This window comes from Burkholderia sp. BCC1993, assembly GCF_905339865.1.
GTDB lineage: Bacteria > Pseudomonadota > Gammaproteobacteria > Burkholderiales > Burkholderiaceae > Burkholderia.
The window spans coordinates 182,219-203,384 of record NZ_CAJPGZ010000004.1; the positions used below are offsets into that span (position 1 = coordinate 182,219).

A 21,166-nucleotide genomic window follows, 5' to 3' on the forward strand; every position below is an offset into this window, starting at 1 on the left:
TTCCCTCTGAGCGGCCCAAACCGGTCGCTTCGCGCCAGGCCGCCGAGGGGACTTCCTGCGGGGCGGAAAACTTGGGGGCGGCCCGGCGTTTTCCTGAGGACAGGGTTCCTACGGAAGCCATGCGGAACGGGGCCGCGCGGTGCGGCCCCGTTTCATGGGCACGGCTGGCGGGCGGTGCGCGGCGCGCCGGCGGCCGAGACCGTTTCAAGCCGCGCGGGGAGAACGCCCGGGGGCGGGACGCCCCGACAGGTGGTGCCGCCCGCGATCGACGCAAGCCGGCAGCGGGGCATGCGTGCGCCGCGTCGCGGCACGTGCGTCGTCAGTGCGCGCCCGCGTAGATCCATTCGAGCAGCGTGTCGTGCGCGGCACGCGCGCCTTCGGCGCGATCGTCGTTGATGAAGCTGACGACGATGTAGCTCTGCCCGTCGGCACCCGCGACGTAACCCGCGATCGCGCGCACGTCGCGCAGCGTGCCGGTCTTGATGTGCGCGTTGCCGAGCACGCCGGCGTTGGTGAGACGGTTCTTCATCGTGCCGTCGATGCCGGCGATCGGCAGCGAATCGATGAACGCCTGCGCGACGGGGCTCGCGTTCGCGGCCTGCAGCAGCGCGGCGAGCGATTGCGCGCTCACGTGTTCTTCGCGCGACAGGCCCGAGCCGTTCTCGAGGTCGAGGTCGGGCATCGCGATCCCGCTCTTCTGCAGGAACGCGTGAATCGCGCGGCTCGACTGCTCGGGTGTCGCGGGCGGCTTGCCGGCGACCGCGCCGATCGTCAGGAACAGGTTGCGCGCCATCACGTTGTTGCTGAACTTGTTGATGTCGTAGACGATGCTGCCGAGCACGGGGCTGTGATGGACCGCGAGCGGCCGTGCGGTGGTCGGCACCTTGCCTTCGCTGACGGGGCCCGCGATCGTGCCGCCGTCCTGCTGCCACAGCGCGAGGAAGCCGCGCGCGAAGAACGTCGTGTGATCGAGGATCGCGAGGTTTGTGGTGTGCGCGCCGCAGCGCAGCGGATAGTCGCCGGCGAACGAGGCGGTCATGATGCCGCCGCCGCCGGCCGACAACGTCGGACGCGCGGCCGTGGCCGCCGCGCCGCACGACCCGGTGCCTTCGTACAGCTGGTTGTCGATCGACAGGTTCGCGAGCGGCGGCAGCACGTCGACGGCGATCTTGCCGTCGTCGCCCGGCGTCACCGTGAACGACACGGCCTTGAACGCATACAGCAGCGGATCGGGGCCGACGTTGTACGGCGCGCTCACGTCGTCGTCGAACGACGGCAAGTCGCGCGTCGACGCGGCGAAATAGCTCTTGTCGAGCACGAGGCCGCCGGCCACGCGCTTGATGCCCGCCTTGCGGATCTTGTCGACGAGGTCGATCAGTTCCTCCGGTACGAGCTTCGGATCGCCGGTGCCCTTGATGTAGAGGTTGCCCTGCAGCGTGCCGTCCGGATCGACCGGGCCGTCCGCATACGCGGTGGTGCGCCAGCGGAAGTCGGGGCCGAGGATCGACAGGCCCGAGAAGGTCGTGACGAGCTTCATCGTCGACGCCGGCATCATCGGCCGGCTCGCGTTCCACGCGATCAGCGGCTCGGGATCGCCGACGCGCTCGACGACAACGCTCATCGCCGAGGCCGGCACCTTCGCGCGCTGCAGTGCGACGAGCACGGACGCCGGCAGGCCGGCCGCCCGCGCGGCGGGCGACACCACGGCGGTCTTGCGCACTTCCTTGTGGGACTTCTTGCGGGCCTGCGCGGACGGTGCGAACGCAAGGGCCGTGCAGGTGGCGACGACGGCGGCCGCACGCAGGAAGGGGCGGGCGCGGGGGGCGAACCGGGCGGAAAAATCGGAAATCGGCATGGGCGAATACGGGAAAAGCATCGGGCTCGGGCAGGGCGCGCGCGGCGCCGGAGCGCACATTGTAGAGACAAGTGCACACGCGCCCCTTGCAATCCGCCTTTCTGTTGCATTGCAGGGAGCGCACGCGATTCGCGGCGCTACAATGGTCGCCATGTTTTACTCGTCAGATGGGTTCCGATTCCAATGCGGATTCTGCTTGTTGAAGACGATCGAATGATTGCCGAGGGCGTACGCAAGGCGTTGCGCGCCGACGGCTTCGCGGTCGACTGGGTGCAGGACGGCGACGCCGCGCTCACGGCGCTCGGCGGCGAGACGTACGACCTGCTGCTGCTCGACCTCGGCCTGCCGAAGCGCGACGGCATCGACGTGCTGCGCACGCTGCGCGCGCGCGGGCAGTCGCTGCCGGTGCTGATCGTCACCGCGCGCGATGCGGTGGCCGATCGCGTGAAGGGGCTCGACGCGGGCGCCGACGACTACCTCGTCAAGCCGTTCGACCTCGACGAACTGGGCGCGCGGATGCGCGCGCTGATCCGCCGCCAGGCGGGGCGCAGCGAGTCGCTGATCCGCCACGGCGCGTTGACGCTCGATCCGGCGTCGCACCAGGTGACGCTCGACGGCGCGCCCGTCGCGCTGTCCGCGCGCGAGTTCGCGCTGCTCGAGGCGCTGCTCGCGCGGCCCGGCGCGGTGCTGTCGAAAAGCCAGCTCGAGGAAAAGATGTACGGCTGGGGCGAGGAGATCGGCAGCAACACGGTCGAGGTCTACATCCACGCGCTGCGCAAGAAGCTCGGCTCGGACCTGATCCGCAACGTGCGCGGGCTCGGCTACATGGTTGTCAAGGAAAGCTGACGCGTGCGGTCGATTCGTCATCAACTACTGATCTGGCTGCTCGCGATCGTCGTCGCGGGCGTGGGCGCCGCGGGCTGGCTGATCTACCGGCAGGCGCTCGCCGAAGCGAACGAGCTGTTCGACTACCAGCTGCAGGAGATCGCCGCGGCGCTGCCGTCCGAGCCGTTTTCGCAGGTGTTCGGTTCGCGTACCAACGGCGACGAAGGCATCGTGATCCAGATCTGGAACCGCAACGGCGTGCTGATGTACTTCTCGCATCCGCGCGCGCCGATCGCGCCGCGCGCGGAACTCGGCTTCTCGACCGAGCGCACCGATCGCGGCGAATGGCGCGTGTACGGCGCGATCGTCGGCGACAACGTCGTGCAGCTCGCGCAGCCGCTGTCGGTGCGCAACCGGCTCGCGGCGAACGTCGCGCTGCGCACGCTGTGGCCGCTGATCGTGCTGCTGCCGTTTCTCGGCGCGGCGGTCTGGATGATCGTCGGGCAAGGGCTCGCGCCGCTCGAGCGCCTCACGCGCGCGGTCGAGGCGCGCCGGCCGGAAGCGCTCGATCCGTTGCCCGATGCGCGCCTGCCGCTCGAGGTGCAGCCGCTCGTGCGCGCGCTGAACGGGCTGCTCGCGCGGCTCGCGGCCGCGCTCGACACGCAGAAGGCCTTCGTCGCCGACGCCGCGCACGAACTGCGCACGCCGCTCGCGGCCGTGCAGATCCAGGCGCAGCTCGTCGCGCGCGCGAAGGACGACACGTCGCGCCGCGAGGCGCTCGCCGATCTGCAGGACGGCGTCACGCGCGCGACGCGCCTCGCCGAGCAATTGCTCGCGCTGGCGCGCGCCGAACCGGACGGCGCGACGATGCGCGAGCCGGTCGACCTGCAGGCGCTGCTGGTCGAATGCGTGGCCGCGCATGCGCCGCTCGCGCAACGGCACAGCATCGATCTCGGCTTCGAGGAGACCCGCGCGGCGACCGTCGTCGCGGACGTCGGCGCGCTGCGCGTGATGTTCGGCAACCTGCTCGACAACGCGGTGAAGTACACGCCGGACGGCGGCCGCATCGACGTGTCGCTGACGCGCGACGCGGCAGGCCGCGCGTGCGTGCAGATCGGCGACAGCGGCCCCGGCATCCCGGCCGACGAGCGCGAGCGCGTGTTCGACCGCTTCTACCGCGACAGCTCCGCGCGGGCGCGGGCCGACGTGTCGGGCAGCGGGCTGGGGCTCGCGATCGTCAAGCGCGTGGCGGCGCAGCAGGGCGCGACCGTGACGCTCGGCGACGCGGCCGCGGGCGGCCTGCTCGTGAGCATCGTGTTCCGCGATGCCGAGCTGCCGGCGCCGGTGCCGCGGGCGTCCGAATCCGTATGACGAACGGCGCCGCGCGGGCGCCGGGCGGTAGCGGCGGCCTAAGCCCCGCTTAAGGTCGATTAAGCCTCCTTTAAGTCAGGATCGTTACGCTGCGTCCTAACAACGAGGAGGTCCTACGATGAACACCCGATTCCTTGCGCGCGGCGCCGTCGCGGTCGCCGTGGCGGCCGCCCTGTCCGCCGGCTATGTCGCGGGCACCCGCCGCGCCGATCCGCAGATCATCACGCCCGCGCAGGCCGCCGCGCTGATGCCGGCCGAGGCCGCGGCGAAGACCGGCATTCCCGATTTCTCCGGGCTGGTCGAAACCTACGGCCCGGCGGTCGTGAACATCAGCGCGAAGCACGTCGTGAAGCAGGTGTCGCGGCGCGTGCCGCAGCCGCAGCTGCCGATGGATCCGAGCGATCCGTTCTACCAGTTCTTCAAGCACTTCTACGGCCAGGTGCCGGGCATGGGCGGCGACACGCAGCCGGACGACCAGCCGAGCGCGAGCCTCGGGTCGGGATTCATCGTCAGCTCGGACGGGTACATCCTCACCAATGCGCACGTGATCGACGGCGCGAACGTCGTCACCGTCAAGCTGACCGACAAGCGCGAGTACAAGGCGAAGGTCGTCGGCGCCGACAAGCAGTCCGACGTGGCGGTCCTGAAGATCGACGCGAGCGGCCTGCCGACCGTGAAGATCGGCGACCCGGCACAGAGCAAGGTCGGCCAGTGGGTCGTCGCGATCGGTTCGCCGTACGGCTTCGACAACACGGTCACGTCCGGCATCATCAGCGCGAAATCGCGCGCGCTGCCCGACGAGAACTACACGCCGTTCATCCAGACCGACGTGCCGGTGAACCCCGGCAACTCGGGCGGCCCGCTGTTCAACCTGCAGGGTGAGGTGATCGGCATCAACTCGATGATCTACTCGCAGACGGGTGGCTTCCAGGGCCTGTCGTTCGCGATCCCGATCAACGAGGCGATCAAGGTCAAGGACGAGCTCGTGAAGACCGGCCACGTGAGCCGCGGCCGCCTCGGCGTCGCCGTGCAGGGGCTGAACCAGACGCTCGCGAGCTCGTTCGGGCTGCAGAAGCCGGACGGCGCGCTCGTCAGCTCGGTCGACCCGAATGGCCCGGCCGCGAAGGCCGGCCTGCAGCCGGGCGACGTGATCCTCGCGGTCAACGGCTCGCCGGTGGCCGACTCCACGTCGCTGCCCGCGCAGATCGCGAACCTGAAGCCGGGCTCGAAGGCCGACCTGCAGGTGTGGCGCGACAAGTCGACGAAGTCGATCAGCGTGACGCTCGGCGCGATGACTGACGCGAAGCTGGCATCGAACGACGGCGGCCCGGTCGAGCAGGGGCGCCTCGGCGTCGCGGTGCGTCCGCTCACGCCGCAGGAGCGCAGTGCCGCCAACCTGTCGCACGGGCTGATCGTGCAGCAGGCCGGTGGCCCGGCAGCCAGCGCGGGCATCCAGCCCGGCGACGTGATTCTCGCGGTCAACGGCCGCCCGGTCACGAGCCCCGAGCAGTTGCGCGACGCGGTCAAGGGAGCAGGCAACAGTCTTGCTCTCCTGATCCAGCGGGATAATGCACAGATCTTCGTGCCGGTCGACCTGAGCTGACCGGCGGCCGTTGCGGGCCGGCCTGGCCGGCCCCCGACGGGCGCCGTCGGCGTTCGGCCCGTGGTGCTGTGTTCCGACCCGAAAGGAGGGAGCCATGCAATATCTACGCAACGTGTCCCGATTTGCCGTCGCCGCGGCGCTGGCCGCCGGCCTCGCCGCCGCCGCGCCCGGCGCGTACGCGCAATCGGACGGCTTGCCCGCGGCGAGCCAGCAGGGCGATGTCAGCTACGTGTCGGGCGGCATCGGCAAGGATCAATCGACGGCATTCGAGAGCAACGAAGCGGCGTGGCCGCTGGCGCTGCGGTTCACCGGCAAGGGCGGCGAATACCTGGCCGACGTCCACGTGCGGATCGTCGACGGCAAGGGCACCGAGCTGCTGGCGACGGACGCGCGCGGGCCCTACATGCTCGTGAAGCTGCCGCCGGGGCGCTACACCGTGCATGCGTCGTATCAGGGCAGCGACGAATCGCGCGCGGTCACGGTCGGCGCGAAGGGCGGCGCGAAGGTCGCGTTCCAGTGGAGTGCGCAGTAGCGCGTCGCGCGCAGGCCCGGCCGGGCCGCGCAATCGGGCCCAGTTTCGCCCATAATGAAAGCCACGGCACTTGTGCCGTGGCTTTTTCGTTTCCTGCCCCCGGCCGGCGCGCCGGGGCCGCCGCCCGGAGGAGAAACGATGTCCGATGCCGCCGACCCTCGCCTCGAAATCGTGCCGAACCGCCATCGCGTGCGCGTGATCCATCGCGGCATCACGTATGCCGATTCGCACGGCGCGCTGACCGTGCGCGAAACGGGCCTGCCGGATATCCATTACCTGCCGCGCGGCGACGTGAACATGCACCGGCTCGTGAAGTCGAGCGTCACGACGGACTGTCCGCTGAGGGGCCGTGCCGTGTATTTCGACCTGCAGACCGAAGACGGCGTGATCGAGAACGCCGCATGGAGTTACGAGGAACCGGGAGCGACCGCGTCCGCACTTGCGCACTACGTCGCCTTCGACGTCGCACGGGTCGACAGTCTCGTCGAGACGTCCTGATGCGGCGCGTGTTCATCGGGGAGGCATCATGGAACTGAACGACACGTTACGCGTACCGCTCGCGCCGGCTGTCGTGCGGGCGGCGCTCGAGGATCTCGCGCTGCTGCGGGCGAGCTTCGATCATTGCGAATCGTTCGTGAAGCTCGCGCGCGGCGAGTTCGCGCTGACCATCACGGTGCCGCTCGGCCCGCTGCGCGCGCGCTACGACGTGCGTGCGCATTCGGCGAGCGAGCAGGGCGACGCGGAAGGGCAGCCGCGCCGCGTGCTCAACTTCAAGGCGCGGGCCGACGGCCTCGGCGCGCTGCGCGGGCAGGTCGAGCTCGTGCTGCGGCCGGACGAAGACGACGCGGCCGCGACGTGCATCGAATACGTGGTGTGGGCGACGGCGAGCGGGCCGCTCGCCGAGCTGCCGGCGCGGCAGATCGAGAACGCGCTGCACGAGTGGACGGACGATTTCTTCCGCGAATTCTGCGCGGTCGTGCAGGCGAAGCACGGTCTCGTGCCGAACCGCGCGCGCTCGAGCCCGCAGCGTCGCCAGCATGTGTTCCTGCGGCCGGCGTCGCTGACGGCCGCGGCGAAGCGTCCGCTGCCGCCGCACCTCGGCGGCGCGCTCAGCGGCCGCGCCGCGAGCGCCGTGCATCATCGCGAATCGGGCCCGCTGCCCGTCTGGGCGTGGGCCGCGATCGTCGTGTTCGTGGCGCTGCTGCTGTACGCGGCGCGCTGGATCAACGGAGCCTGAGCGCCTGCGTGCGCCGCCGCGTTGCCCGGCCGGTCGCCGGCGGCGCGGCCGCCGCTAGCGTCGAGCGTCGGGCCCGGCGCCGCGAAATTCCCTCCGATATGCCGACGGCGACGTGCCGAGCGCGCCCGCGAAATGCTGGCGCAGCGACACGCTCGAGCCGTAGCCGGCCGCCTGCGCGATCGCGTCGATCGATTGTCCGGTGGTTTCCAGCAGATGCTGCGCACGCGTGAGCCGCTCGGCCTGCAGCCACGCGGTGACGGTCGTACCCGTCGCCTGGCGGAAGTGGCGCGTGAAGGTGCGCCGGCTCATCAGCACGCGTTCGGCGAGCGAATCCACACTGTGCGCGACGTCGAGATGCGCGCGCACCCAGTCGAGCAGGCCCGCGAGGCGCGCGTCGCGCGGATGCGCGGCGACCGGCTGCGGCACGTATTGCGCCTGGCCGCCCTGGCGGTGCGGCGGGATCACGAGACGCCGCGCGATCTGGTTCGCGGCGTCCGAGCCGAAGCGCCGCCGCACGACGTGCAGGCAGCAGTCGAGCCCCGCGGCCGTGCCGGCCGACGTCATCAGGTTGCCGTCGTCGACGTACAGCACGTCGGGGTCGAGTTTCACGCGCGGAAAGCGCTGCGCGAAGTCGTCGGCCCACGCCCAGTGCGTCGTCGCCGGGCGCCCGTCGAGCAGCCCGGCCGCGGCGAGCACGTACGCGCCGAGGCACAGGCCGACCACCTGCGCGCCGCGCGCGGCGGCCGCGCGTACCGCATCGACCAGCACGTCCGGCGGCGCTTCGTCGGGATCGCGCCATGCCGGCACGATCACGATGTCCGCGTCGTCGAGCGCGTCGAGCCCGTACGGCGCGGTGATCGTGAAGCCGCCCGTCGTCGACAGCGGGCCGCGCTCGGCCGAGCACACGCGGAACTCGAACGCGGGCATCGCGGCCACATCGCGCTCCTTGCCGAACACGACGGACGGCACCGACAGGTGGAACGGGCTGATGCCGTCGTACGCGATCACGGCAACGACGGTCGGGGCGGGGGCAACGGACGACGCAGCGGCGCGCATGGCGGGCTCCGGGGTGGCGATGGCCCGATTCTATCGAAGAATGGCTATCGGGCCACTGTCCTCCGGCGCGATGCAATCCGACAATGCATCGCATCGCGCTGCTGGCCGCCCCGTTCCGGAGCGGGGCGGCGCAGCCCGGAGCCTGCCATGTCGAACGCCGTATCGTCTTCCGCTTCCCGCCGTGCCCTGATCGTGATCGATGTCCAGAACGAATACGTGACGGGCAGCCTGCCGATCGAATATCCGCCCGTCGACGCGTCGCTGGCGAACATCGGCCGCGCGATCGACGCCGCGCACGCGGCCGGCGTGCCGGTGATCGTCGTCCAGCACGTTGCGCCGGCCGGCGCGCCGATCTTCGCACCGGGCACCGACGGTGTCGCGCTGCATCCGGTCGTCGCCGACCGGCCGTATGCGCACCTGATCGTGAAGGCGCAGGCCAGTTCGTTCGCCGGCACCGATCTCGCCGCGTGGCTCGACGCGCACGGCATCGATACGCTCGCGGTCGCCGGCTACATGACGCACAACTGCAATGCGTCGACGGTCTATCACGCGGCTCACGCGGGGCTCGCCGTCGAATACCTGGCGGACGCGACCGGCGCGTTGCCGTACGAGAACGAAGCGGGCGCGGCGAGCGCCGAAGTGATTCACCGCGCGTACACGGTGGTGTTCCAGTCGAATTTCGCGGCCGTGATGTCGACCGACGCATGGATCGCGGGACTCGGCGGCGCGGCGATGCCGACGCGCGATTCGGTGGCCGCGTCGAACCGGCGGGCCCGCGCGCGACGCGCGAAGGCGGCCTGAGCGAATCGGGGAGAGGAGGGGGGGAATCGGGCGGCGCGGCGCTGCCGCCCGCGCGCGGCCGGATCGGCCGCCCGGACGGTCGCGACCACCCGGCGCAAGGCGCACGGGCTATCGGTCAGTCGCCCGTCTTCAGCATCGCCGGGCTGTAACGCATCATGTCGAAGCAGCCGTCGACGAGCTGTTCCGCATGCTGCTCGGCGTCGATCTCGTCGGGCAGCATCAGCATGTCGCGCACGAAACCGCTGACGAGCGTGTGCAGCATCAGCGTCGCGCGCCACGTGTCGAGCCGCTCGGGCAGCAGCTTGAGCCGCACGGCGCCCGCGAGATCGGCATCGATCGCGTGCAACGCCTCGCTCATCCCCGCGCGGTTGCGCTGCAGCAGCGGTTCCATGTCCGCGACGTACTCGCACTTCATGAACAGGATGCTGAACACGCGCCGCAATTGCGAGTCGCGCTGCACGCCGAGCAGGCACCAGATCAGGATCTTGCGGATCTTCTCCAGCGGATTGCCGCCGGGCGCGTCGAGCGGCATCCGCTTGAGTTCGTCGATCGGCAGGAACACGCGGTCGAACATCGCGTCGAACAGCTCGCTCTTGTTCGCGAAATGCCAGTAGATCGCGCCGCGCGTCACGCCGGCGTGCTTGGCGATGTCCGCGAGCGACGTGTGCGACACGCCCTTCTCGAAGAACACGTGTTCGGCGGCGTCGAGAATGCGGTTGCGCGTCTCGAGCGCCTCCTCCTTGGTGCGTCTGACCATGTGCAGGCCTGAATGGATCGATCGTAGGTGAATATAGGGTCCGTAACCCTCGTCGCGGCTGTGCGGACGGACTATGCTTGCGACTGGTAATAATTCGTAAGACTTGGCGGTGGGCAACGGACGAGCGGGCTTTTTACATACATTCGTGAATGTATATACAATACCACCCTACGATCGAATGACCAAAGTGGCAATCAGTTAATATCCCACTCTGCTGATTCCCGCCAAAGTACCAGTCCGCAGTTCGCGGCATCTCGTCGGCATGGAGGTCTCGTGCCGACTTGCTGTATCCAGTAGTCCAGTAATTCAGGTGTTCGATCTGCGCCGCGAGGCGCATCCGTGTGGCGCTCCGTCCGTGCGCCGCACTCATTCCATTGGTTACACACAGAGGTCGCTCCATGCGCGTCGAACGGGTTCCATACCGCTTGATCACTGTCGCGGCAGCCGCGGTTTTCCTGGCTGCATGCGGAAAAAAAGAATCGGCACCGCCGCCGCAAACGCCGGAAGTCGGCGTCGTCACCGTCCAGCCGCAAGCCGTGCCGGTCTTCAGCGAACTGCCGGGCCGTACCAGCGCATTCCTCGTCGCGCAGGTCCGCGCGCGGGTCGACGGCATCGTGCTGCGCCGTGAATTCACCGAAGGCACCGACGTCAAGGCCGGCCAGCGTCTGTACAAGATCGATCCGGCGCCGTACCTCGCTGCATTGAACAGCGCGAAGGCGACGCTTGCGAAGGCGCAGGCGAACCTCGTCACGCAGAACGCGCTGGTCGCGCGCTACAAGGTGCTGGTGGCCGCGAACGCGGTCAGCAAGCAGGACTACGACAACGCGGTGGCCACCCAAGGGCAGGCCGCGGCGGACGTCGCGGCCGGCAAGGCGGCGGTCGACACCGCGCAGATCAATCTCGGCTACACGGACGTGGTCTCGCCGATCACCGGCCGCGTCGGCATTTCGCAGGTGACGCCGGGCGCGTACGTGCAGGCGAGCCAGGCGACGCTGATGTCGACGGTGCAGCAGCTCGACCCCGTGTACGTGGACCTCACGCAATCGAGCCTCGAGGGGCTGAAGCTGCGCCAGGACGTGCAGAGCGGCCGCCTGAAGACGAGCGGCCCGGGCGCGGCGAAGGTGTCGCTGATCCTGGAAGACGGCAAGACCTACTCCGAAGCCGGCAAGCTGCAGTTCTCCGACGTGACGGTCGACCAGGCCACCGGCTCGGTGACGATCCGCGCGGTTTTCCCGAACCCGGGCCGCGTGCTGCTGCCGGGCATGTTCGTGCGCGCACGGATCGAGGAAGGCGTGAACGAGAACGCGTTCCTGGTGCCGCAGATCGGCGTCACGCATGACCAGAAGGGCCAGGCGATCGCGATGGTGGTGAACGCCAGCAACAAGGTCGAGCCGCGTCCGCTGAAGACGGCGGGCATGCGCGGCCAGGACTGGATCGTCGAAGGCGGTCTGCAGGCGGGCGACCACGTGATCGTGCAGGGGGGCGAGAAGGTGCGTCCGGGCGCGACCGTGAAGTCGGTGGAGGCACAACTCGCACCGGCGGCCGGTGCCGCATCGGGTGTCGCCGCTGCCACCGCCGCGCCGGCTGCCGCCGGTTCCGGCGCCGCCGCCGCGTCCGGCGCAGCCGCATCGGGCGCAGCGCCGGCGAGCGCCGCCGCTTCGAGCGCGCAATAACAGGGAGCCTGTTTCATGGCAAAGTTTTTTATCGATCGCCCGATCTTTGCGTGGGTGATCGCCATCATCCTGATGCTGGCCGGGGTTGCGGCGATCTTCACGCTGCCGATCTCGCAGTATCCGACGATCGCGCCGCCATCGATCCAGATCACCGCGAACTACCCGGGCGCTTCCGCGAAGACGGTGGAAGACACGGTGACGCAGGTGATCGAGCAGCAGATGAGCGGTCTCGACAACTTCCTGTACATGTCGTCGACGAGTGACGACTCGGGCAACGCCACGATCACGCTGACGTTCGCGCCGGGCACCAACGCCGACATCGCACAGGTCCAGGTGCAGAACAAGCTGTCGCTCGCGACGCCGGTTCTGCCGCAGGTCGTGCAGCAGCTCGGTCTGTCGGTGACGAAGTCGAGCAGCAGCTTCCTGCTGGTGCTCGCCTTCAACTCCGAAGACGGCAGCATGAACAAGTACGACCTCGCGAACTTCGTGGCGTCGCACGTGAAGGATCCGATCAGCCGGTTGAACGGCGTCGGTACCGTCACGCTGTTCGGCTCGCAGTACGCGATGCGGATCTGGCTCGACCCGACGCGCCTGACGAACTACGGCCTCACGCCGGTCGACGTGACGAGCGCGATCACCGCGCAGAACGTGCAGATCGCGGGCGGCCAGATCGGCGGCACGCCGGCCAAGCCGGGCACCGTGCTGCAGGCGACGATCACCGAATCGACGCTGCTGCAGACGCCCGAGCAGTTCGGCAACATCCTGCTGAAGGTCAACCAGGACGGCTCGCAGGTGCGCCTGAAGGACGTCGCGCAAATCGGCCTCGGCGGCGAAAACTACAACTTCGACACGAAGTACAACGGTCAGCCGACCGCGGCACTCGGTATCCAGCTCGCGACCAACGCGAACGCGCTCGCGACCGCGAAGGCCGTGCGCGCGAAGATCGACGAGCTCGCACCGTTCTTCCCGCACGGCCTCGTCGTGAAGTATCCGTACGACACGACGCCGTTCGTGAAGCTGTCGATCGAGGAAGTGGTCAAGACGCTGCTCGAAGGTATCGTGCTCGTGTTCCTCGTGATGTATCTGTTCCTGCAGAACCTGCGGGCGACGATCATCCCGACGATCGCGGTGCCGGTCGTGCTGCTCGGCACGTTCGCGATCATGTCGCTGGTGGGCTTCTCGATCAACACGCTGTCGATGTTCGGCCTCGTGCTCGCGATCGGCCTGCTGGTGGACGATGCGATCGTGGTGGTGGAGAACGTCGAGCGCGTGATGGCGGAAGAAGGGCTGTCGCCGAAGGAGGCGACCCGCAAGGCGATGGGCCAGATCACCGGCGCACTCGTCGGCGTGGCGCTCGTGCTGTCGGCGGTGTTCGTGCCGGTCGCGTTCTCCGGCGGGTCGGTCGGCGCGATCTATCGTCAGTTCTCGCTGACGATCGTGTCGGCGATGGTGCTGTCGGTGCTGGTCGCGTTGATTCTGACGCCCGCCCTGTGCGCGACGATCCTCAAGCCGATCCCGCAGGGCCATCACGAAGAGAAGAAGGGCTTCTTCGGCTGGTTCAACCGCACGTTCAACAACAGCCGCGACAAGTACCACGTCGGCGTGCACCACGTGATCAAGCGCTCGGGCCGCTGGCTCATCATCTACCTGGTCGTGATCGTCGCGGTCGGCCTGCTGTTCGTGCGCCTGCCGAAGTCGTTCCTGCCCGATGAAGACCAGGGCCTGATGTTCGTGATCGTGCAGACGCCGTCGGGCTCGACGCAGGAAACGACCGCGAAGACGCTCGCGAACATTTCCGACTACCTGCTGAAGGACGAGAAGGAAATCGTCGAATCGGCGTTCACGGTCAACGGCTTCAGCTTCGCCGGCCGCGGCCAGAACTCCGGTCTCGTGTTCGTGCGCCTGAAGGACTACTCGCAGCGCCAGCACGCGAACCAGAAGGTCCAGGCGCTGATCGGCCGGATGTTCGGGCGCTATTCGGGCTACAAGGACGCGATCGTGATCCCGTTCAACCCGCCGTCGATTCCGGAACTCGGCACCGCCGCCGGCTTCGACTTCGAGCTGACGGACAACGCCGGTCTCGGCCACGACGCGCTGATGGCCGCGCGTAACCAGTTGCTCGGGCTGGCCTCGAAGGATCCGACGCTGCAGGGCGTGCGTCCGAACGGGCTGAACGATACGCCGCAGTACAAGGTCGACATCGATCGCGAGAAGGCGAACGCGCTCGGCGTGACGGCGGATGCGATCGACCAGACGTTCTCGATCGCGTGGGCGTCGAAGTACGTGAACAACTTCCTCGACACCGACGGCCGGATCAAGAAGGTGTACGTGCAGTCGGATGCGCCGTTCCGGATGACGCCGGAGGACATGAACATCTGGTACGTGCGCAACGGGTCGGGCGGGATGGTGCCGTTCAGCGCGTTCGCGACCGGTCACTGGACGTACGGTTCGCCGAAGCTCGAGCGTTACAACGGCGTGTCGGCGATGGAAATCCAGGGCCAGGCCGCACCGGGCAAGTCGACCGGTCAGGCGATGACCGCGATGGAAGGGCTCGCGAAGAAGCTGCCGGTCGGTATCGGCTATTCGTGGACCGGCCTGTCGTTCCAGGAAATCCAGTCCGGCTCGCAGGCGCCGATCCTGTACGCGATCTCGATCCTCGTCGTGTTCCTGTGTCTCGCGGCACTGTATGAAAGCTGGTCGATCCCGTTCTCGGTGATCATGGTGGTGCCGCTCGGCGTGGTCGGCGCACTGCTCGCGGCGACGATGCGCGGCCTCGAGAACGACGTGTTCTTCCAGGTCGGCCTGCTGACCACGGTGGGCTTGTCCGCGAAGAACGCGATCCTGATCGTCGAGTTCGCGCGCGAACTGCAGATGACGGAGAAGATGGGGCCGATCGAGGCCGCGCTGGAAGCCGCGCGCCTGCGGCTGCGTCCGATCCTGATGACGTCGCTCGCGTTCATTCTCGGCGTGATGCCGCTCGCGATCAGCAACGGCGCGGGTTCGGCCAGCCAGCACGCGATCGGTACCGGCGTGATCGGCGGGATGATCACGGCGACGTTCCTCGCGATCTTCATGATCCCGATGTTCTTCGTGAAGATCCGCGCGATCTTCAGCGGCGAGAAGGAAGACGTCGACCAGGCGCTGCGTCTGGCTCAGGAGCACTCGCACCACGAAGAGAAGCCGGGCAACGGCGACGAAGGCAACAAGGGACAGTGATGATGCAAAAACACGCTTTGACTGCAATCGCGGTCGCGCTCCTTGCCACGGGCTGCACGATGGCGCCGCACTACACGCGGCCCGACGCGCCCGTCGCGCAGGCGTACCCGGCCGGCGGCGTCTATGCGACGCAGCCGGGTGCTGCCGGCGCGCGCAGCGCGAACGGCCAGGCGGCGACCGCCATCGGCTGGCGCGAATTCTTCGTCGATCCGCGCCTGCAGCGGCTGATCGAGATCGCGCTGAAGAACAACCGCGACCTGCGCGTGTCGGTGCTGAACATCGAGGCGGCGCGCGCGCAGTACCAGATCACGCGCGCGGGCCTGTTCCCGACGCTCGACGGCACAGGTACGGGCAGCATCCAGCGCGTGCCGCAGGGCCTGTCGCAGACGGGTGCGCCGTATATCTCGCGGGCCTACAACGTCGGCGTTTCCGCGTCGTGGGAACTCGACCTGTTCGGTCGCGTGCAGAGCCTGAAGGACCAGGCGCTCGCGCAGTACCTGTCGACGTCGTACGCACGGCAGGCTGCCGAGATCTCGCTGGTGTCGCAGGTGGCGGATCAGTACCTGACGCTGCTGTCGACCGACGACCTGCTGCAGGTCACGGAAAACACGCTGAAGTCGGCCCAGGCATCCTACGACCTGACCAAGCTGCAGTTCGACAACGGCACGGGCTCCGAGCTCGAGCTGCGTCAGGCGCAGACGGTCGTCGAGACGGCGCTCGCGAACCAGCAGGCGCAAGCGCGTGCGCGTGCGCAGGCACTGAACGCGCTGGTGCTGCTGGTCGGCGAACCGCTGCCAGACGATCTGCCGGCGGGCATGCCGCTCGACGCGCAGAACCTGCTGACGGACGTGCCGGCCGGTCTGCCGTCCGACCTGCTGACGCGTCGTCCGGACGTGATGCAGGCCGAGCAGACGCTGCTGGCCGCGAACGCGAACATCGGCGCGGCGCGTGCGGCGTTCTTCCCGCGCATCTCGCTGACGGGCGCGTTCGGTACCGGCAGCCCGACGCTGGGCGGCCTGTTCAAGGCCGGCACCGCGGCGTGGTCGTTCGCGCCGCAGATCACGATGCCGATCTTCGAAGGCGGGCAGAACATCGCGAACCTGAACCTCGCGAACGTGCAGAAGCGCATCGAGATCGCCAACTACGAGAAGGCGATCCAGTCGGCGTTCCGCGAAGTGTCCGACGGGCTGGCCGCACGCGGCACGTACGATCAGCAGATCGCCGCGCTCGAGCGCAACGAGCACGCGCAGCAGCGTCGCTTCGACCTGTCGGACCTGCGCTACAAGAACGGTGTCGACAGCTACCTGTCGGTGCTGACCGCGCAGACCGATCTGTACTCGGCACAGCAGTCGCTGATCAGCGCGCGCCTGGCACGCTGGACGAACCTCGTCACGCTGTACCGCGCACTGGGCGGCGGCTGGATCCAGCACGCGGGCGAGACGCCGCGCGCACCGGACGAGACGGTCGACTACGACAAGGCGGTCGCACCGGCGCCGGCGTCGGCAGCGGCGACGAACGGGTAAGCACGACGGCGGGCAGGGGCGGGCGACCGCGCCGGTTCGCCGAAGTCGCGGTCCACGGGATGCGACAACGCCACGGACGAAGGTCCGTGGCGTTTTTTTTATGCGGCCGGTTTGCAGCGAGGGCGGATCGTCATCGCGGCGATCGCCGGCGTCACCACGACCGTCGCCCGGCCGGCCGCCGCAAAGCGAAACGCCACGGCAAGCCGTGGCGTCTTTGCTTTACCGTATCGCGCGGTCCTTCGGCGCGTCCGGATCGGACCGATCAGTGATGCACGTCTGCCGGGCGTCCGTCGAAGTCGTGTCCTGCGCGGCGGATGTCGCAGCGCGCGTCCTTCTCGCCCTTCACGCCGTTGAACACGACGTTCAGGATCACGGCGGTGGCCGACGCGAGCAGGATGCCGCTGTGCAGGATCGGGGCGAGCGCGGGCGGCAGCTTCGAGAAGAAGTGCGGCGACACGACGGGCACGAGGCCCATGCCGACGCTCACGGCGACGATGAACAGGTTGTGCGAGTTGTTCACGAAGTCGACCTTCGACAGCACCTTGATGCCGTTCGCGGCCACCATCCCGAACATCACGATGCCCGCGCCGCCGAGCACGAACGGCGGCACCGACGCGACGACCTGCGCCATCTTCGGGAACAGGCCGAGCAGCACCAGGATCACGCCGCCCGTCGCGCAGACGAACCGGCTCTTCACGCCCGTCACGCCGATCAGGCCGACGTTCTGCGAGAACGACGTATGCGGGAACGAGTTGAAGATGCCGCCGATCAGCGTGCCGAGGCCGTCGACGCGCAGGCCGCGCACGAGGCGGTCCTGGTTGACCGGACGATCGACCATGTCGCCGACCGCGAGGAACATGCCGGTCGATTCGATGAACGTGACGAACATCACCGTGACCATCGTCGCGATCGACAGCGGGTCGAAGTGCGGCAGGCCGAAGTGGAACGGCATCACGAAGCCGACCCACGGTGCGTGCGCGACGCCGTCGGTATTCACGCGGCCGATCGCGAACGCGATCACGAAGCCGGCGACGATGCCGAGCAGCACCGAGATGTTCGCGAGGAAGCCGCGGCCGTACTTGTTGATCAGCAGGATCAGCGTGAGCACGAGCAGCGACAGGCCGAGGTAGACGGGGCTGCCGTATTCGGGGTTGCCGACGCCGCCGGCTGCCCAGTTGATCCCGACTTCCATCAGCGACAGCCCGATCACCGCGATCACGGTCCCGACCACGACGGGCGGGAAGAACCGCAACAGCTTGCCGATCATCGGCGCGAGCACGATGCCGATGATGCCGGCCGCGATGGTCGAGCCGAAGATGTCGAGAATGCCGAGGCCGGGGTTGGTGCCGATCGCGATCATCGGGCCGACGGCCGCGAACGTGCAGCCCATGATGACGGGCAGGCGGATCCCGAAGATCCACAGGCCGAGCGTCTGGATCAGCGTGGCGATGCCGCACGAAAACAGATCGGCGCTGATCAGGAACGCGATCTGGTCTTTCGGCAGCTTCAGCGCGCCGCCGACGATAAGCGGCACGGCGACGGCGCCGGCGTACATGACGAGGACGTGCTGGAGACCAAGCGTTACAAGCTTGCCGGTCGGCAGCACCTCATCGCACGGATGGACCGTGTTCGATTGCATCTGTCTCACTCCATGATCTTGTTTTCGGGGTGGTACGAAGTTATGCGGAATGCCACATCGCAACAAGAGCGCTGGGTTCTATTCCGTTCTTTGCTGGTTCGATATGCCGGGTCGGCATGAAACAGGGTGTCGATCATCGGGAAACTGCCGCTGGAGTGAGGTTCCCCGGTTTTATAGCCCTTCAAAATAGCGCGGACCCCCGTGTCAAATATCGGTCGCTTTATGGTGTGTATCGCGACCGCGGCATAGTGGCAAAAACGACCGGCGAAAGATCGCGCCGGGTTAACCCGTGAGCGGCTGTTTTGGCGGGCAAGGTGCAGCCCGGCGAAGCCGGTCGTGCGCGCCGCGTTTTCGCGTCGCCGCGCGGCCGAAAGCGTCGCAAAAATCGGGGCGCATGGCGCGATCCCGCTATCATCGATATCCGTTCACTCGACTACGCCATCCCGTCATGCGCCTGCTCGGAATCGACCTCGGCACCGGCTCCGTCAAACTCGTCACGCTCGATGCCGATGGCGTCGAGCGCGCGGTGGCGAGCGAACCCTATGCGTTGTCGTCGCCGCAGCCCGGCTGGGCCGAAATCGCGCCCGACGTCTGGTGGCAGGCGCTCGTGCGGGCCGCCGCGCGGCTGCCGGCCGGCGAGCGCGCGCAGGTCGCCGCGATCGGCTTCTCCGGCCAGATGCATGGCGTCGTGCTGATCGACGCGGCCGGGCAGCCGGTGCGGCCCGCGCTGTTGTGGCCCGATACGCGCGCGGTGCGCGAAGCGGACGCGGCGGATTGGCCCGTCGCCGGTTTGCCCGTCGCACCGAATCCCGTCGCGCCCGGCATGGCGGGCCCGCTGTTGCGCTGGCTGGCCGCACACGAACCGCAGGCGCTGCGGGCCGCACGCTGGGCTGTCCAGCCGAAGGACTGGCTGCGCGTGGCGCTGGGCGGCGAGGTCGCGGCCGATCCGAGCGACGCGTGCGCGACCGCGCTCGCGACGCCGGACGGCGCATGGGATACGGCGCTGATCGAGTCGCTGGGACTGCCGGTCGACCGGTTCGCGCCGGTGCGGGCGTCGGGCGCGCGCTGCGGCGTGCTCGATGCGAAGGCCGCGGCGGCACTCGGGCTGCCGGGCGGCGTGCCGCTGGCGACGGGGGCGGCCGATACCGCGTGCGCGGCGCTCGGCAGCGGGCTCGTCGCGGCCGGCGACGCGCTGCTGACCACCGGCAGCGGCGGCCAGATCGTCGTGCTCGCGGATGCGGTGCCGCCCGCGCGGCGCGGGCTGCACCGCTATCGCGCGGCAGCCGGCGACGGTTATTACACGATGGCCGCGATGCAGAACGTCGGGCTCGCGCTCGAAGCCGTGCGCGGCTGGCTCGGCTATCCGGGCTGGGCGGATGCGTACGACGACGCGTTCGCGCAGCCGGCGTCCGAGCGGCTGTGCTTCCTGCCGTACCTGACGGGCGAGCGCTCGCCGTGGATGAATCCCGATGCGCGCGGCGGCTGGCTCGGGCTCGGGCTCGGCGACACGCGCGGCGCGATGATGCGCGCCGCATTCGAAGGCGTCGCGTTCGCGCTGCGCGCGGGGCTCGATGCGATCCGCGCTGCGAACCAGGCCGATCCGGTGAAGACGCTGCGCCTCGCCGGCGGCGGCTCGGTCGATCCGCGCTGGCGCCAGTTGCTCGCGGATGCGCTCGGCGCGTCGCTGGACGCGGTCGATTGCCCGAACGCCGCGACGCGCGGTGCCGCGCTGCTCGCCGGCGTCGCGATCGGACACTGGCGCGACGACGCGCTGCGCACGCTGGCGCCGGCTGCGTCACCCGTCGCCGCGCCGCGCGACGATCGCGCGCTGGCCGCCCGCCATGCGCGTTTCATCGATCTGTATGCGCGAACGGATGCGTGGTTCACGAGCGGCGTTTAAACTCGGGCACTTGTCCTGGATTGTCCTGTTGCGACAGCGGTGACGCCTCGCGGCAAGCTGACGGCCGTTTCCCGCGCGCGACGGGCAGCGGGATCGGAGATCATGCCGGACACGATACGGCTTCGCCGTGTCGCGCGGCACGGCTCGACCTGATCACACACGCGCTGCCGCGCGAGATGCTCGACGACGGCGTCGACCCGATGAAGAAGGGCGAATCGATTCGCCCGATCGTGCTGTATTGAACGGAAGGGAACCCCATGCTCGAACTCGTTTCTTCGCATGCTTGCCACGGTGGCGAGCAACGCTTCTATCGCCACGATTCGAAGGCGATCGGCCTGCCGATGAAGTTCTCGGTGTACCTGCCGCCGCAGGCGGCGCACGGCCGCGTGCCGGCGCTGTTCTATCTCGCGGGGCTCACCTGCACCGAGGAGACGTTCGCGATCAAGGGCGGCGCGCAGCAGTACGCGGCGCAACACGGCCTCGCGCTCGTGATGCCCGACACGAGCCCGCGCGGCGCGGGTGTGGCGGGCGAGTCGGAGGCGTGGGATTTCGGCGTCGGCGCGGGTTTCTACGTCGACGCGACGCAAGCGCCGTGGTCGACGCATTACCGGATGGAGTCGTACGTGACGGGCGAGCTGCGCGAACTCGTCGCGGCCGAGCTGCCGATCGACGGCGCGCGGCTCGGGATCTTCGGCCACTCGATGGGCGGGCACGGCGCGCTGACGCTCGCGCTGCGTCACCCCGACCTGTACCGGTCGGTGTCGGCGTTCGCGCCGATCGCCGCGCCGACGCGCTGCCCGTGGGGCGAGAAGGCGTTCTCGGGTTATCTGGGTGCCGACCGCGAAGCGTGGAAACAGCACGACGCAAGCGAGCTCGTCGCGCGTGCGGATGCGCCGAAGTTCGCGGACGGCATCCTCGTCGACCAGGGCCTCGCCGACCCGTTCCTCGCGAACCAGCTGAACCCCGACGTGTTCGAAGCCGCGTGCGCGAAGGCCGGCCAGCCGCTGACGCTGCGCCGCCATGCGGGCTACGACCACGGTTACTACTTCATCTCGACGTTCATCGCCGATCACGTCGCGCATCATGCGCGGGTGCTGGCACGTTAGTGCGGTAAACCGGCCGCGCCATCCCGCATCAGCGAGTGGCGTGGCGCTTCCACCTTCGCAGCATGCGCAAGG

General features: G+C 68.8%; 16 protein-coding genes. 12 read left to right on the forward strand and 4 right to left on the reverse strand.

Going from position 1 to position 21,166, the window contains the following annotated elements:
* Window positions 1-319 precede the first annotated feature (319 nt).
* Window positions 320-1,855, reverse strand: a complete 1,536-nt coding sequence (gene dacB, locus U4Y91_RS07920) for a D-alanyl-D-alanine carboxypeptidase/D-alanyl-D-alanine-endopeptidase (protein ID WP_321804624.1) — start codon at window positions 1,853-1,855, stop codon at window positions 320-322.
* A 183-nt stretch (window positions 1,856-2,038) separates the two neighbouring features.
* Here dacB and U4Y91_RS07925 point away from each other — a divergent pair, with 183 nt between their 5' ends.
* The 6 genes from U4Y91_RS07925 to U4Y91_RS07950 all read left to right on the forward strand — a co-directional run bounded on the left by U4Y91_RS07925 (window position 2,039) and on the right by U4Y91_RS07950 (window position 7,423).
* Window positions 2,039-2,701 carry a response regulator gene (locus tag U4Y91_RS07925; RefSeq protein WP_044844495.1) on the forward strand — a complete coding sequence of 221 codons (663 nt, stop codon included), beginning with the start codon at window positions 2,039-2,041 and terminating at the stop codon, window positions 2,699-2,701.
* A 3-nt stretch (window positions 2,702-2,704) separates the two neighbouring features.
* Window positions 2,705-4,051, forward strand: coding sequence for an ATP-binding protein (locus U4Y91_RS07930; RefSeq protein ID WP_321804625.1), 1,347 nt, complete (start codon window positions 2,705-2,707; stop codon window positions 4,049-4,051).
* A gap of 118 nt (window positions 4,052-4,169) precedes the next feature.
* The gene (locus tag U4Y91_RS07935; protein ID WP_044844493.1) at window positions 4,170-5,654 is read left to right on the forward strand and encodes a DegQ family serine endoprotease; all 1,485 of its coding nucleotides are present in this window, start codon (window positions 4,170-4,172) and stop codon (window positions 5,652-5,654) included.
* A gap of 94 nt (window positions 5,655-5,748) precedes the next feature.
* Window positions 5,749-6,186, forward strand: coding sequence for a carboxypeptidase-like regulatory domain-containing protein (locus U4Y91_RS07940; protein WP_321804626.1), 438 nt, complete (start codon window positions 5,749-5,751; stop codon window positions 6,184-6,186).
* 138 nt (window positions 6,187-6,324) lie between these two features.
* Window positions 6,325-6,684, forward strand: coding sequence for a DUF427 domain-containing protein (locus U4Y91_RS07945; protein ID WP_044844491.1), 360 nt, complete (start codon window positions 6,325-6,327; stop codon window positions 6,682-6,684).
* Window positions 6,685-6,712: 28 nt separating this feature from the next.
* A complete protein-coding gene (locus U4Y91_RS07950) occupies window positions 6,713-7,423 on the forward strand; it encodes a CoxG family protein (RefSeq protein ID WP_321804627.1) in 711 nt (236 codons plus the stop codon).
* A 54-nt stretch (window positions 7,424-7,477) separates the two neighbouring features.
* Here the strand turns inward: U4Y91_RS07950 and U4Y91_RS07955 are convergent, their stop codons facing one another.
* A complete protein-coding gene (locus tag U4Y91_RS07955; protein WP_321804628.1) occupies window positions 7,478-8,479 on the reverse strand; it encodes a helix-turn-helix domain-containing protein in 1,002 nt (333 codons plus the stop codon).
* Between the two features lie 147 nt (window positions 8,480-8,626).
* On the opposite strand from U4Y91_RS07955, the gene U4Y91_RS07960 reads away from it, so the two are divergent.
* A complete protein-coding gene (locus tag U4Y91_RS07960; RefSeq protein WP_321804629.1) occupies window positions 8,627-9,280 on the forward strand; it encodes a cysteine hydrolase family protein in 654 nt (217 codons plus the stop codon).
* 115 nt (window positions 9,281-9,395) lie between these two features.
* Here the strand turns inward: U4Y91_RS07960 and U4Y91_RS07965 are convergent, their stop codons facing one another.
* On the reverse strand, window positions 9,396-10,037 hold the full coding sequence (locus tag U4Y91_RS07965; RefSeq protein ID WP_257773788.1) for a TetR family transcriptional regulator: 642 nt from the start codon (window positions 10,035-10,037) through the stop codon (window positions 9,396-9,398).
* A gap of 398 nt (window positions 10,038-10,435) precedes the next feature.
* On the opposite strand from U4Y91_RS07965, the gene U4Y91_RS07970 reads away from it, so the two are divergent.
* The 3 genes from U4Y91_RS07970 to U4Y91_RS07980 are packed head-to-tail and all read left to right on the forward strand — an operon-like array spanning window position 10,436 to window position 16,449.
* Window positions 10,436-11,710, forward strand: coding sequence for an efflux RND transporter periplasmic adaptor subunit (locus tag U4Y91_RS07970; RefSeq protein ID WP_321804630.1), 1,275 nt, complete (start codon window positions 10,436-10,438; stop codon window positions 11,708-11,710).
* Window positions 11,711-11,725: 15 nt separating this feature from the next.
* Window positions 11,726-14,926: an efflux RND transporter permease BpeB gene (gene bpeB, locus U4Y91_RS07975; protein WP_321804631.1), complete on the forward strand. Its 3,201-nt coding sequence runs from the start codon at window positions 11,726-11,728 to the stop codon at window positions 14,924-14,926.
* Window positions 14,926-16,449: an efflux transporter outer membrane subunit gene (locus U4Y91_RS07980; protein ID WP_321804632.1), complete on the forward strand. Its 1,524-nt coding sequence runs from the start codon at window positions 14,926-14,928 to the stop codon at window positions 16,447-16,449. Before bpeB ends, U4Y91_RS07980 begins: the two co-directional genes overlap by 1 nt.
* Window positions 16,450-16,711: 262 nt before the next feature.
* Here the strand turns inward: U4Y91_RS07980 and U4Y91_RS07985 are convergent, their stop codons facing one another.
* Window positions 16,712-18,088, reverse strand: a complete 1,377-nt coding sequence (locus U4Y91_RS07985; protein WP_321804633.1) for a nucleobase:cation symporter-2 family protein — start codon at window positions 18,086-18,088, stop codon at window positions 16,712-16,714.
* Window positions 18,089-18,536: 448 nt separating this feature from the next.
* On the opposite strand from U4Y91_RS07985, the gene U4Y91_RS07990 reads away from it, so the two are divergent.
* Together U4Y91_RS07990 and fghA are read left to right on the forward strand one after the other, a co-directional pair.
* Window positions 18,537-19,988 (forward strand): xylulokinase, encoded by a 1,452-nt coding sequence (locus U4Y91_RS07990; protein ID WP_321804634.1) that lies wholly within the window; start codon window positions 18,537-18,539, stop codon window positions 19,986-19,988.
* Between the two features lie 257 nt (window positions 19,989-20,245).
* Window positions 20,246-21,094 (forward strand): S-formylglutathione hydrolase, encoded by an 849-nt coding sequence (gene fghA / locus U4Y91_RS07995; RefSeq protein ID WP_321804635.1) that lies wholly within the window; start codon window positions 20,246-20,248, stop codon window positions 21,092-21,094.
* The last annotated feature ends 72 nt before the right edge of the window (window positions 21,095-21,166 follow it).

Excerpts from the sequence above, each read along its gene's own strand:
- U4Y91_RS07980 (WP_321804632.1), top strand. The coding sequence starts at position 14,926 with ATGATGCAAAAACACGCTTTGACTGCAATCGCGGTCGCGCTCCTTGCC.
- fghA (WP_321804635.1), top strand. The coding sequence starts at position 20,246 with ATGCTCGAACTCGTTTCTTCGCATGCTTGCCACGGTGGCGAGCAACGC.
- dacB (WP_321804624.1), bottom strand. The coding sequence starts at position 1,855 with ATGCCGATTTCCGATTTTTCCGCCCGGTTCGCCCCCCGCGCCCGCCCC.
- U4Y91_RS07985 (WP_321804633.1), bottom strand. The coding sequence starts at position 18,088 with ATGCAATCGAACACGGTCCATCCGTGCGATGAGGTGCTGCCGACCGGC.
- U4Y91_RS07965 (WP_257773788.1), bottom strand. The coding sequence starts at position 10,037 with ATGGTCAGACGCACCAAGGAGGAGGCGCTCGAGACGCGCAACCGCATT.
- U4Y91_RS07940 (WP_321804626.1), top strand. The coding sequence starts at position 5,749 with ATGCAATATCTACGCAACGTGTCCCGATTTGCCGTCGCCGCGGCGCTG.
- U4Y91_RS07970 (WP_321804630.1), top strand. The coding sequence starts at position 10,436 with ATGCGCGTCGAACGGGTTCCATACCGCTTGATCACTGTCGCGGCAGCC.
- bpeB (WP_321804631.1), top strand. The coding sequence starts at position 11,726 with ATGGCAAAGTTTTTTATCGATCGCCCGATCTTTGCGTGGGTGATCGCC.
- U4Y91_RS07945 (WP_044844491.1), top strand. The coding sequence starts at position 6,325 with ATGTCCGATGCCGCCGACCCTCGCCTCGAAATCGTGCCGAACCGCCAT.
- U4Y91_RS07950 (WP_321804627.1), top strand. The coding sequence starts at position 6,713 with ATGGAACTGAACGACACGTTACGCGTACCGCTCGCGCCGGCTGTCGTG.
- U4Y91_RS07955 (WP_321804628.1), bottom strand. The coding sequence starts at position 8,479 with ATGCGCGCCGCTGCGTCGTCCGTTGCCCCCGCCCCGACCGTCGTTGCC.
- U4Y91_RS07935 (WP_044844493.1), top strand. The coding sequence starts at position 4,170 with ATGAACACCCGATTCCTTGCGCGCGGCGCCGTCGCGGTCGCCGTGGCG.
- U4Y91_RS07925 (WP_044844495.1), top strand. The coding sequence starts at position 2,039 with ATGCGGATTCTGCTTGTTGAAGACGATCGAATGATTGCCGAGGGCGTA.
- U4Y91_RS07960 (WP_321804629.1), top strand. The coding sequence starts at position 8,627 with ATGTCGAACGCCGTATCGTCTTCCGCTTCCCGCCGTGCCCTGATCGTG.
- U4Y91_RS07990 (WP_321804634.1), top strand. The coding sequence starts at position 18,537 with ATGCGCCTGCTCGGAATCGACCTCGGCACCGGCTCCGTCAAACTCGTC.